The organism is Zoogloea sp., from assembly GCF_028689785.1.
Taxonomy (GTDB): domain Bacteria; phylum Pseudomonadota; class Gammaproteobacteria; order Burkholderiales; family Rhodocyclaceae; genus Zoogloea.
On sequence record NZ_JAQVCN010000029.1, the window covers coordinates 13533 to 25634 of the forward strand.

Below are 12102 nucleotides of genomic sequence, written 5' to 3' on the forward strand. Positions count from 1 at the left end.
GCTCCGGTGGGGGCGAGTCCCCGGCCAATGTGACGCAATACACCGGAAAGCCGTCCTGTAAGGGCTCACCTAATTGAACTCGAAACGGAAAGCCGCCCCGCAAGACCCCACCCAATCGAATTCGACCCCACAGCCCCTCCGGCCATGGGGCCGAGCGTCGCTCAGTCGGCGTACTTGATGGAGCAGCCGTAGGGCTTGGTGCTGGCGTGGCTCACCTTGCGGCCGGCGGCGAGGTCGGCGAAGGCCAGTTTCACGTAGTTGTCGGCCTTGGCGATGTCGGCTTTGTTGGCGGAGGGGATGCTGTCGATGCCGCCTTTGTACACCAGCTGCCCGGCCGGATCGACGATGTAGAGGTGGGGCGTGGTCTGGGCGCCGTAGGCCTTGCCGATCTTGCCGTCCGGGTCGAGCACCACGGCGGTGGGTACGGCGTTGCGGGCGCGGTTGATCTTGATGGCGGAGGGGCCATCCACGTGGCCCTGCTTGTCCGGGGCGGAGGAGATGACCTGCAGCCAGACCACGCCTTTGGCGGTGAAGTCCTTCTGCAGTTGCGGGATGTTGCCGCTTTCGTAGTGCTTCACCACAAAGGGGCATTCATGGTTGGTCCATTCCAGGACCACCGTCTTGCCCTTGTAGGCGGCCAGGCTCACCGGCTTGCCGTCGGCGCCCTGGGCGGTGAAGGCGGGGGCGGGCTGGCCGATCTCGGCGGCGGCCAGGGCGGTGGTGGCGGTAAGGGCGATGCCGGTGGCGAGCAGGCTGCGGCGGAGGAGGGTGGGCAGGAACATGGGGATTACTCCTTGGCAAGGGAAAGAGAAAGGGATCTGACGGTGGCGGTGTCGATGGCCCCGAGCACGGTGGCCGGGGTCAGCAGCTGGGGCAGGACGGCCGGGGCCACGTCGCCCTTGCCGCCGGGGTAGAGCAGGTAGAGGGGTACGCCGGAGCGCCCGAAGCGTGCCAGATGGGCGGAGATCTCCGGGTCCTGATTGGTCCAGTCGCCCTTCAGGTAGGTGATGCCGGCCTGGCGAAAGGCGGCTTCCACCTGGGGGGCGGAGAGGGCCACTTTTTCGTTGGCCAGGCAGGTGATGCACCAGGCCGCGGTGAAGTTGATGAACACCGGCTTGCCCTCGGCGCGCAGGGCGTCGAAGCGGGCCTGGCTGTAGGGCTCCCAGATCTTCCCGGCGGTCTGGGGGGCGCTCGCCGCCCGGGCGGTCTCGCCGCTGACCCCCAGGTAGCCGCCGGCCAGGGCCGCCAGCACGCTGAGCGCGGCCACCCCGCGGCCGCTGTGGCGGGCCAGGGGGCGGGCGCCGTGGCTGTGGCCGGCCAGCCAGGCGGCAAAGGCAATGGCCAGCATGCCGCCCAGGGCAATGGCGATGGCGTTGGGGCCGGCCTGCTGGGCCAGCACCCACACCAGCCACACGGCGGCGCCATACATGGGGAAGGCCAGGGCTTCCTTGAGGCGCTCCATCCACGCGCCGGGGCGGGGTAGCAGGCGCTGCAGGGCCGGCCAGAAGGACAAGAGCAGGTAGGGCAGGGCGAGGCCCAGGCCCAGGCTGAGGAACACCGCCAGCAGCACCGGGGCGGGCTGGCTCAGGGCAAAGCCCAGGGCGGCACCCATGAAGGGGGCTGTGCACGGGGTAGCCACCACGGTGGCCAGCACGCCGGTGAAGAAGCTGCCGGCGTAGCCCGGCTTGTCGGCCAGCCCGCCACCCAGACCGGCGGCGGAGGCGCCGAAATTGAGCACGCCCGACAGGCTCAGCCCGACCGCGAACATCAGGTAGGCCACTGCCAGCACGAAGACCGGCGACTGGAACTGGAAGCCCCAGCCCACCTCGCTACCACCGGCCTTGAGGGCCAGTAGTACGCCGGCCAGCACACCGAAGCTGGCCAGCACCCCGGCCGTGTAGGCCAGGCCCTGCAGGCGGGTGTGGCCGGGGGCCTGTCCGGCATGGCGCAGCAAGGACAGGGCCTTGATGGACAGCACCGGGAAGACGCAGGGCATCAGGTTGAGGATGAGGCCGCCGAGGAGGGCGAAGAGGAGGGCCGCGCCGAGCTGCAGGCTGTCGTCGGCGCCCGGGGCCGTGCCCGCTGGCATTGCTGCCGCTGCGGCGGTGGGGGCTTCGTCCAGGCTGCCGGGGGCGGCGGCGATGGCCTGGGGGGCGATCTGGAAATCGTGGCGGCGGCCATCCGCGTCGGTGAGGCTGAGCACCCCTTCCACCTTCTCGCCGATGGCCGGGGGGGCTTCGCCGGCCTGGATCTCCAGGCTCAGGCGGTCGCCGTCGCGTTTCAGGGCCTGGGGGGCGCCGTGGTGGGTCTTGCCCCATTCCGCGGCGTAGAACCAGCCTTCTACGGGCTTGAGGGCGGCCAGGGCCGGACCCTCGGCACCGAGACGCAGGCTGCGGGCGCCCTTTTCGAGGGTGACGGGAAGCGGGCTGGGCCGGGGCAGGGCGGCCCGGGTCTGTTCGATCAAGGGGCTGCCGGGCTGGCGCGGCACGCCAGCGGCGACCACCGGCAGGTCGAGGCTCAGCACCACCTGTTCGGGGATGCACACCTCGTTGCACACCAGCCAGTCCACGCTGGCCTGCACCGTGAAGTGGCTGCCGGGTTTGAGGTCGGCAGGAACCTGGATGGGGGTCAGCAGGATGACCTGGTCGGCGTAGCCGTAGTTGCTCACCGGGCCGGTGGCAAAGCGGCGGGGGGCTGGCCACTCGATGGGCCCGGCACTGGCACCGGCCGGCAGGGACCACTCTATGCGTGTCGGCAGGCCGGAGTCACCGGGGTTGAGCCAGTAGGTGTGCCAGTGGGGAATGATGCGTTGCTGCAGCCCCAGGCGGATCGTCTCGCCGGGCTGCACGGCGCTGAACGGGGCCAGCAGGGCGGCCTTCACATGGGGCGTGTCGGCGCTGGCGCCGGCGGCCGAGGCGAGGCCCGGCAGGCTGGCGCAGAGGCCGGCCAGAAGGGCGGTGGAGAGGGCGCGATGGGGCTGGTTCATGGGAAGGTCCTTGGTGCCGGCTCGTCAGAGCCGGCGGGGTGGTGCCGGGCCGTCAGTCGGCGGCGAAGCAGTAGAAGTAGCCCGCGCCGCCCGTGCTCACCAGGTTCTCCTGGCTGCAGCCGCGGCTGTCGTGGGTGGAGTTCCAGGATACGTTGCCGCCGGTCGCGCCCCGGTTGGTGCGATCTGAGTGGCCGACGCGGACGGAGCCTTCGCCGCTGCTGGTGTAGTTGCGGCAGGTATGGTCGGCGGCGTCGGTGTAGGCGGTGCCGTCGGGCTTGGTGCCGGTGATGATGTCGTGTTCGTTGGGGGTTTCGCCAACGCCCTTGATGGGGGTTCCTTTCTCGGTCAGCGCGGTGGTGCGGTGCAGGTTGCTGCCCAGCTGCCCCAGCTCGACGGTGTCGCCGTGCAGGTGGGCGACGCTGTTGGCGATGATGGCGCCCTTGGCGTTGGCCCACGGGCCCTTGCCGATGCGGTCACGGGCGTTGACGGCGGGTTGGCCGCCGCTGGCCTGGGTGCTCAGGTAGGCGCGCCAGCTGCGATTGCCTGCACCAACGCTGGCAGCGAGCTTCTGGCAGTGAGCGTCGGCGCCGGCCAGGCCGCCCAGGTCGGCGCCCTTGCCCAGCCCGGTGCTGGTGACGAAGAAGCCGAGCGGGGCTTGGGGGGCGGCAGGCTGGGCAGCCTGTTGGGCGAAGGCGCCGGCGGAAGCGGCAAGCAGTACGCTGGCAAGAAACATACGGTTCATCATGGTTTTCCTTAGTGGGGTGTTGCGGTGAAAAGATCCTTCGGCCGGGGGCTCAGGGCTCAGGGGGTCTGGCCGTCCCGGGCCAGCCTGGGAGGTGCCGGCTCTGCCTTGGCGGGCCGGGCCGGAGCGGCCTTTCCCGGTTTGCCGGGCTGGAGGGTGCGGCGCAGGCGCTTCCAGCCCAGCACCGCGGCGCTGTAGCCGAGTACCAAGCCCAGCAGCACCCAGGTGAGCATCCAGGCGTCCCACACGGGGCGTTGGCGCAGGGTTTCCAGATCCCAGTGGTGCAGGGCCGACCACAGCCAGCGGTAGGCTCGGCGGCTGTCGTCCTGGCGCAGGATCACCCGGCCGTCGCGGGGGTCGAGGTAGACGTGGGTGTGGCCCGGGTCGGCCAGCTCCACCTGGAGCACGGGCAGGGGGCGCTCCACGGCGCCCTGGTTGTGGCGGGCGTAGTAATAGTCGTCGTAGGTGTCGAGCAGGCCATGGGACAGGACGGGGGCGGCATCCACCAGCCGTGCGGTGGCGGCCACCAGGGCGGTGTCGCTGAAGCGGGTGGTGTTGCCGCTGCCGGGCAGCGGAGTGCTGAGGCCATCGCGATTTACGCCGAGTATCTGCACCTCTCTGCCGACCCGGCGCAGGGCGATTTCGACGATGTCGCGGTTCTCGATTTCAGTGACGAAGGCTGAGGGACGCCAGTCGAGCAGCGGCACCGGCACCTCGGTGCCCAGGTAGCGGGCCAGTTCGGCGCGGTTCGGTGTGGCCGGCGAGAACAGGTTGAAGGGGTTGTTGTTGAGGTAGCCCGACAGGGCCCACAGCAGGGCAAAGCTGCCGCCGAGCAGGCCGCTCCAGAAGTGCCAGGTGTTCCACACGTCGCGGTAGGGGTGAACGCGGCCCTGGCTGTAGGTGGGGCGGCTGCCCCAACCCGGGCGCCAGCGCTGCCAGCCGATGATGAGCCCGGTGAGGCTGGCGGCGAAGGCCAGGAAGCCCAGCCAGGCGAGCACGCTGCGCCGCCCGTCGGCGGACAGGCCAGCGGTTTCGAGGGGGCGCATCAGGTGAATCCAGTTGCCACTCCAGTACAGGGCCCGGTCCAGGCGGGTGCTGTCGCGCACGACCTCGCCGCTGCGGGCCGAGACCAGCAGCTCGCGGCTGCCGCTGCCCACGGCAAAGCGGTGGAAGGGGCGCAGCGCTTCGTGGTTGCGCACGGCGCTGTCCTGGATGCCGGTATCCACGTAGAGGATGGCCGCCCCCGGCCCGGCCCACTGGCGGGCGATGGCCTGGGCGTCGTTCACCGAGATCCGGGCGAGCTGGCCGTCGGTGGCCGACAGGGCGAAGCGCCGGCCGAGGGTGTCATCCACCAGCCAGCGGGGTGTACCGCCCTGGCGGACCAGGCGGGCGTCGGCGATGGGCGCCTCCTTGCCTGCTTCGGCCGCCCGGCGCTGGGCAGCACTGCGCTGCCAGGCTTCGCCCAGGCTTAGCCATCCGTATTCGGGCTGGACGGGTTCGGCGCCAGCGAGCTGCGCGGCGCGGCCGAGGGCCGAGGGGCTCGCGTACATGATGACCAGCCCGGAGCTGAACCAGATGGCCATGAAGAGGGCCAGGGCGACGCCGACCCAGCGGTGAATCTGATACAGCAGACGTGTCATGAAGCGGACCTTTCCTGATCGAAGGAGCGGGGGGCGCCTGTGCCCCGGAGTGCAGGATTCCTGGCAAGGCAAGCTTGATGCCACTCCGGGTCGATGAAAAAATCCATGGATAACAAGTGCTTGGCGATGTGTTCAGGCGAGGTGCTGATTCCCGGGCAGATCCGGGGGTGGGGCGCTGCAGGGAAATGCGCAGCACTGTGTGCAATGCAGCAAAAAGGTCCCCGGGGAGAACCCCGGGGGAAAGTGCCGAGGATTGATGGCGACTCGGGCGAGGAGAACGGGGTGCGCCCGGCACACCACGGCAGGCGTGGCACACCGGGCGCGGAGGAGACTCAGAGCTTGCCGGTGAACATCAGCCCGACCCAGCGCTGGGTGGCCGGGGAGTAGCTGTTCCAGGTCTTGGACAGGGGGGTGCTGTCGGCAAAGGCGTTCTTCACCAGCAGGCTTACGTCGTAGGACTTGTCGGCCTTGCCCAGGCCGATGGCCAGGTCGGTGATGCTGTAGTCCGGAATCCAGCCGTAGCTCGACAGGGAGTTGTCGGAGTTGAAGCGGCTGTAGTACGCGGTGTTGAAGCTGGCGTGGAATTCCTTGTCGCCCAGCACCGGCTTGCGGTAGTCGGCGCCGATGTTGAAGTTCCACTTGGAAGCGCCCGGCAGGGTCTTGCCAGTCAGGTCCTTGTAGGCGGGGGCGCCGGAGTAGTTGTCTTCGTTGGGCAGGGCGGCGTTGGTGAAGTCCTTGTACTTGGCGTCGTTGTAGGCGCCGGCGAAGCGGATGGTGACGTTGCGGATGCCCGCGTACACGCCGTCCACCTCGACACCCTTGGCCTCCACCTTGGGCACGTTGCCGGTGGCGGCGGTGTAGTAGTTGGTGCCGTCGTTGGTGGCGTTGGTGGTGTATTGGTCAAGCACGCGGACCGACTGCTGGTAGTCGCGGATCTTGGTCAGGTACAGGGCGGTGTTGAGGATCAGGGTCTTGTCGAGCAGGGCAGACTTGAGGCCCGCTTCAAAGGAGTTGGTCTTTTCGGCCTTGACCAGGTTGGAGTAGCCGTTGGTGAGCTGGGAGATCCCGGCCTTCTCGCCGTACTGCCAGGAGAAGTAGGCGGTCTGGTTGGGGTTCAGCTTGTACGAGGGGCTGACCACGAAGGAAGGCTGGGTGTCGCGGAAGGATTCGGCCTTGGTCTGGTTGAACAGCACGCCCATCTGGGAGGCACGGATGGCCTTGGCGTCGGCCACCTGGCGCTTCTGGTCGGCGGTCAGGCTGTTGTAGGCGGCACCTGGGTTGTTCGGGTTGATGGCCGTGCCGAAATACTTGTTGGCCACCTTGTCGGCCACCGAGAGCTGGGCGGCGGAGTTGTTGGCGCCCAGCACGCCGCTGCTGTTCGAGGCAAACCCGCCCAGTTGCACGCCATTCACTGCGACCGGGTTCAGCTCGGCGCCGTTGCCGTTGTCGCGGATGAAGCTGGAGCCCACGTTGCTGCGATCCTCACGGGTCAGGCGGATGCCGGTGGTGAGGGTCAGGGGCTCGCTCAGGTGCCAGTTGGCCTGGGCGAAGAGCGCGGTGCTCTTGTTCTTGATGCTCTGCAGGCCAGTGGGGGAGTTGTAGGCCATGGTCAGGCGGTTGAGGGAGTTCTGCATCAGCAGCTGACCGCCAGAGCTGGCCGCGAGGCGGTTGTACTGGGCGGTGTTGGCAAACCACGCACCGGCATCGCTGCCCCACTCACGCTGGTATTCCGAGCTGTTGCTGACGTTGATCACGAACAGGCCGGCCTGGTAATCCACGAAGCCACCCGTCTTGGAGCTGATGCGGAGCTCCTGGCTGCGCTGGGTGTAGTCGTTCCAGAAGCCGCCGGAGTTGCGGTAGATGTCGAAGGGGGTGCCTTCGTCATTGACCGCGTTGAAGTGGTAGTCCTTGTAGGCGGTGATGGAAGTCAGGGTGTGGTTGGCGACGTTCCAGTTGAGCTCCAAGGAGGCGCCCTTGCTGCCGGTCACCAGGGGGCGGGCCGAGTCGGCGTTGACCGCGTTGCGCCCACCGCCATAGAGGTAGTCATTGGCGTAGCTGTAATTGCTCTGCTGGGTGAACCAGCTGCGGCCGAGGCGGGTCGAGGCGTCGGTGCCCAGGGCGTTCACCGAGCCGTTGGAGTAGATGGCCGGCGTGGGGGTGTTGATGTTCCGGCCGTTGGTGTACTCGCCCGAGCGGGGCTGCAGTTCAAGGGCCAGGCGGGCATTGAAGTCGGTGGTCGGGGTGAGCAGGAACTGCACCCGGCCCGATACCCGGTCGATGTTCTGGTAGGACTGGTCCCGGTTGTCCAGGTTGGTGATGTCACCGCGGCCCTTGTCCACCACGAAGGCGCCACGCCAGGCCAGCAGGTCGTCCACAATGGGGCCGCCGGCGGCCAGCTTGCCGATCACCCGGTCGTTCTGGCCGAGGGTCAGGGAATAGTCGGCGCTGGGGGTGAAGGAGGGTTTGCGGGTGGTGATGTTGATGACGCCCAGGCTGGTGTTCTTGCCCAGCAGGGTGCCCTGGGGGCCGCGGGTGACTTCCACGGCCTCCACGTCGTGGTAGTTGAAGCTGGAGGTGAGGGCGTTGTAGGCGTAGTTAACACCGTCCACGATGACGCCGACGCTGGGGTCCTGGGCTTCGGTCTGGCCTTGTTTGCCGATGCCGCGGATGGACAGGCTGGAGGTGCGCTGGTTGCCCTGGTTCCAGGACACATTGCCGAGGCGCTGGGTGATGGATTTGATGTCGTCGGCGCCAGTGCGGTCGAGCTCGCGGCCAGTGACCACGGAGACCGACAGGGGCACGTCCTGCAGTCGCTCGATGCGGTTGCGCGAACGGATCACCACCGAATCCAGGGCCACGGCCTCTTCGGGGGCGGCGGCGGGTTCGGCTGCGGCGGCGACAGGCGTTGCGGCGGGGGCCGGCGTGCCCAGCTGGCGGGCCAGATCGGCCTGGGCCTTGTCGAGGGCCTGGCGCAGACGGGCGACTTCGGATTGCAGTTCGGCAGCGGATTTTTCCTGGGCCTGCACGCCGCCCGCAGCAAGGAGGGCAACGGTTGCCACGGCGGTGGCGAAGGGGCTCAGGCGAAACTGACGGCCTTCATGGGTGCGGCGCTGGCGGGCCGCCCGATGGGTATTGTTTTGGCTCATGACGAGACTTTCCTGTTTGAAATTCCGTCACCTCCTTTGGCAATAGACATGCCACGCGCCGGGAGCGGGATATATGGATTTCTGGATTTCTTATTCCCTTCGGGTTTCTTCTGAAAAAACAGCCGTTTCGGTGGTGTGCCCGGAAACGGGAAACGCGCCTGGCATAGGGGGCGCGCCCGGGGCCGTGGCGGGCTGTTCCAGGGTGGAATGCTGGGCAATCAACAGTTCCGGTGGCGGGCTGTTTGATGCGCCGCAGCGATCCGCCCATGGGGCAGGGCTGCGGCGCAGGGAGTGCATCAGAGCTTGCCGCTGAAGACGATGCCGTACCAGCGGGGGTAGGGGTAGGGCGTGTAGCTGGCCCAGCCTTTCTCGTGGGCGGTATCGTTGAAGGCGTTCTTGGCCACGAAAGTCACGTCGTAATTGCCCTTGTGGTGACCAAGGCCGATGGCCAGGTCGGTGGTGGCGCGGTCGGGGATCCACGCGTAGTCGGAGAGCAATTCGTCGTTGTTGGTGGAGCCGAGGTAGGCCGTGGTGAAGCTGGCGTGGAAGACCTTGTCGCCCAGCACCGGCCGGCGGTATTCACCGCTGATGTTGGCTGTCCAGTAAGGGGCTTCGCCCAGGCGCTGGCCGCTGCGGTCGAGGAAGGGGCTGGACAGGTAGGTCAGCTCGGAGGGCTTGCCGGCGTTCTGGAAGTCCTTGTAGCGGGCATCGTTGTAGGACGCCGCCACCCGGAAGGTGGTGAAGGGGATGCCGTTGTAGGCGGCGTCCACTTCGACCCCGGAAACCTGGACCTTGGCCACATTGCCCTGGATGCTGGCATAGGCGGTGGGGTTGGCGATGTTGTTGTTGATGTTGTCCTGGGTGGCGAACTGATCAATGGCGACCACCGTCTGCTGGTAATCCTTGATGTCCATCAGGAAGACGTCGGCATTGAGGGTCAGGGTCTTGTTGAGCAGGAAGGTCTTCACCCCCAGTTCATAAGCGTTGGTGCGCTCCGGCTTGACCGTGGTGGGCAGACCATTGACCACCAGGGCAGCGCCCGACTTTTCACCGTACTGCCAGCTGGCGTAGGCGGTGATGTTGTCGTTGATCTTGTACTTGGGGCTGAGGACGGCCGAGTGGAGCTGGTCCTTGTAGTCGCTGCGCACATTGTTGATCAGCGCACCGATCTGCGAGGCGCGGATGGCCTTGGCGGCGGCCACCTGGGCTTTCTGGGCGGCGCTCAGGGCAGCATAGGTGGCCACCCCGAAATACTGCTGGGCCACCGCATCGGCCTTGGCGATCTGCTCCGCGCTGTTGGCGCCAGCCAGGTTGCCGGCGGTGCCGTTGGCGACGCTGGCGGCGGAGTAGGCCACCGAGTTGAAGCCGCCCTGGGAGGCTGTGCCGCCAACGCCGTTGGTGCGCGACGACACCGGGTTGAGGAAGGCGCCGTAGCCCTGGTTGTTGAGCTGGCTGAACTGGGTGGTGGAGCGCGACTCGGTGCCGATGCGCAGGCCGGCGGTGACGGTCAGGGCGTCGCTGAGGTGAATGTTGGCCTGGCCGTAGATGGCCTTGCTGAAGGTCTTGATGTACTGCTCGCTCCAGCGGTACAGCCCGTTCAGTGAATCGGATGCCAGGGAGCGGCCGGCACCGATGTTGGTGCCCGCGGTACCAACCAGGGTGTTGTACTGGTTGTTGTTGGCAAACCAGGCGCCCGCGTCGGCGCCGTAGCTCGAACGGCTCTCCACCTCGTCCTCGGTGCGCAGCAGGAAGATGCCGGTCTGGTAGTCGATGCGCTTGCTGGGCTTGCCGGTCAGGCGGAACTCCTGGCTGGCCTGGTTGTAGAAGACGCTGCCGCCCCCCAGCCGGCTGATGTCGAAAGGCGTGCCTTCGTCGTTGCGCGCCTGGAAGGTGTATTGGCGCACGCCGGTGATGGAGGTCAGGGTGTGGGTGTCGTTGAGGGTGTAGTTGAGCTCTGCCACCGCGCCGCTGCTGGAGGCGATCTGACCCTGGGTTTCGTTCTGATACATCTTTCCGATGCGAGTGGGAGCATTCAGAAAATCGGCATAGGTGAAGCTGCGGTTGCCGAACCAGCTGCGGGTCAGGCGGGAGCGGTTGCCGGTGCCGTTCGGGTCCACCAGGGTGCCGTTGGCATAGCGCAGGGGCACGTCCACGAAGTTGGTCAGGCCGTTCTGCACCTGGGTGGCGCGGGGCTGGATGTCGAGGCTGAGCTTGGCGTTGAAGTCTGCCGTGGGCGTCAGCAGAAACTGGGTGCGGGCGCTGACCCGGTTGCGGTTGAACATGGTGTCCAGATCCTTGCCGGTGTCGTCCGCCACCGTGTAGTAGCCGCGCTGGTTGTTCACCACGAAGGAACCACGCCAGGCCAGCAGGTCATCGATGATGGGGCCGCCCAGTGCGCCCTTGAGCAGTACCGTTTCGCGGAGGCCGTAGGTCAGTTCCAGGTCGGAGCTGGGGGTGAAGGACGGGGCCTTGCTGTTGATGGTGATGGCGCCCGCACTGGCGCCCTTGCCCTGCAGGGTGCCTTGGGGGCCGCGGGCCACTTCCACTGATTGCACGTCATAGAAGTCGAAGTTGCCGAGCTGGGCGAGGCCATAGGGCACGCCATCCACGATCAGGCCGACGCTGGGGTCCTGGGTTTCGGTGAAGCCCCGGCGGCCGAGGCCGCGGATCGACAGGGACGAGCCCCGGGTGTTGTTCTGATTGAAGGTGATGTTGCCGAGGCGCTTGGTGATGGCCTCGAAGTCGGAGGCTTGCTCCCTTGCCAGCTCGGCGCCGCTCACCACCGAGATGGATACCGGCACGTCGTGCAGTTTCTCGAGTTGCCGACGGCTGCGCACCACCACCGAATCGAGGGTCTGGGGGGCTGTGGTGGCGGGGGGCGTGTCGGCGGATACGTCAGCGGCTGTGGTTGCGGTGGCGGCTGGGGTGGTCTGATGCTGGCCGAGCTGGCGCCTGAGTTCCTGGATCTCGGCATTGGCTTTCTGCAGGCGGGCTTCCAGCTCGCTGGCGGAGGGCGGCTCGGCGGCATGCAGGGCACCGGAGGCACCCAAGGCCAGGCTGGCCACCCGCAGGGCAATCGGAGTCCGTCGGGACGGCAGAAAGGGGGCACGGGGGGCTCTGCTTGTTTCTTTTCTATGGCTCATGGTCTTTCACTCAGGGAACACGAAATGGGTTCCGGTGAAATAGCATTTGGCGTGCCATGGGTATTTGGGTGGCCTTTATCCATTTTCAGGGTGGAATTGAAGCCGGTGTCTGCATGTGTAAATGGAAAATGCCATTCAAATCATGATTTATATCTTTTGCGTTGAACCTTAATTGCCATTCAGTCTTTTGTTGCGCTGCAATCAAATATGGGCGGAATGGTGAACGGAATTGAACATGACGCCGGGGCGGACGATTTTCAATACGCTGGAAGCGGATTTTTCTGAAACTGTTGGCGGATGAGCAGGGGTGCGGGGTGGGCAGCAACTGCGTTCTGCTGGCTGTTTGCGGCGCAGCATGCTGTTTGCTGGCGTGCATCTCCGGTATGGCCTGGCGTTCTGCCGGGTATGTCGTCATGGTGTTGAATATTAAGGGGTTGTTGAGGCA

7 protein-coding genes are annotated in these 12102 nt (G+C 66.8%); all 7 read right to left on the minus strand.

Going from position 1 to position 12102, the window contains the following annotated elements:
• Positions 1–161: 161 nt before the first annotated feature.
• The 7 genes from PHI64_RS13520 to PHI64_RS13550 all read right to left on the minus strand — a co-directional run bounded on the left by PHI64_RS13520 (position 162) and on the right by PHI64_RS13550 (position 12033).
• Positions 162–782, minus strand: a complete 621-nt coding sequence (locus tag PHI64_RS13520; RefSeq protein WP_299883642.1) for a redoxin domain-containing protein — start codon at positions 780–782, stop codon at positions 162–164.
• 5 nt (positions 783–787) lie between these two features.
• Positions 788–2986: a protein-disulfide reductase DsbD domain-containing protein gene (locus PHI64_RS13525; RefSeq protein WP_299883644.1), complete on the minus strand. Its 2199-nt coding sequence runs from the start codon at positions 2984–2986 to the stop codon at positions 788–790.
• Positions 2987–3038: 52 nt separating this feature from the next.
• Complete coding sequence (locus PHI64_RS13530; RefSeq protein WP_299883646.1) at positions 3039–3728, minus strand: lectin; 690 nt, start codon at positions 3726–3728, stop codon at positions 3039–3041.
• 59 nt (positions 3729–3787) lie between these two features.
• Positions 3788–5368 carry a PepSY domain-containing protein gene (locus PHI64_RS13535; RefSeq protein ID WP_299883648.1) on the minus strand — a complete coding sequence of 527 codons (1581 nt, stop codon included), beginning with the start codon at positions 5366–5368 and terminating at the stop codon, positions 3788–3790.
• Positions 5369–5700: 332 nt separating this feature from the next.
• Positions 5701–8514, minus strand: coding sequence for a TonB-dependent receptor (locus PHI64_RS13540; protein WP_299883650.1), 2814 nt, complete (start codon positions 8512–8514; stop codon positions 5701–5703).
• Between the two features lie 296 nt (positions 8515–8810).
• Positions 8811–11657 carry a TonB-dependent receptor gene (locus PHI64_RS13545; RefSeq protein ID WP_299883653.1) on the minus strand — a complete coding sequence of 949 codons (2847 nt, stop codon included), beginning with the start codon at positions 11655–11657 and terminating at the stop codon, positions 8811–8813.
• An 85-nt stretch (positions 11658–11742) separates the two neighbouring features.
• A complete protein-coding gene (locus PHI64_RS13550) occupies positions 11743–12033 on the minus strand; it encodes a hypothetical protein (protein ID WP_299883655.1) in 291 nt (96 codons plus the stop codon).
• Between the last annotated feature and the right edge of the window lie 69 nt (positions 12034–12102).

Excerpts from the sequence above, each read along its gene's own strand:
- PHI64_RS13550 (WP_299883655.1), bottom strand. The coding sequence starts at position 12,033 with ATGCACGCCAGCAAACAGCATGCTGCGCCGCAAACAGCCAGCAGAACG.
- PHI64_RS13530 (WP_299883646.1), bottom strand. The coding sequence starts at position 3,728 with ATGAACCGTATGTTTCTTGCCAGCGTACTGCTTGCCGCTTCCGCCGGC.
- PHI64_RS13540 (WP_299883650.1), bottom strand. The coding sequence starts at position 8,514 with ATGAGCCAAAACAATACCCATCGGGCGGCCCGCCAGCGCCGCACCCAT.
- PHI64_RS13520 (WP_299883642.1), bottom strand. The coding sequence starts at position 782 with ATGTTCCTGCCCACCCTCCTCCGCCGCAGCCTGCTCGCCACCGGCATC.
- PHI64_RS13545 (WP_299883653.1), bottom strand. The coding sequence starts at position 11,657 with ATGAGCCATAGAAAAGAAACAAGCAGAGCCCCCCGTGCCCCCTTTCTG.
- PHI64_RS13525 (WP_299883644.1), bottom strand. The coding sequence starts at position 2,986 with ATGAACCAGCCCCATCGCGCCCTCTCCACCGCCCTTCTGGCCGGCCTC.
- PHI64_RS13535 (WP_299883648.1), bottom strand. The coding sequence starts at position 5,368 with ATGACACGTCTGCTGTATCAGATTCACCGCTGGGTCGGCGTCGCCCTG.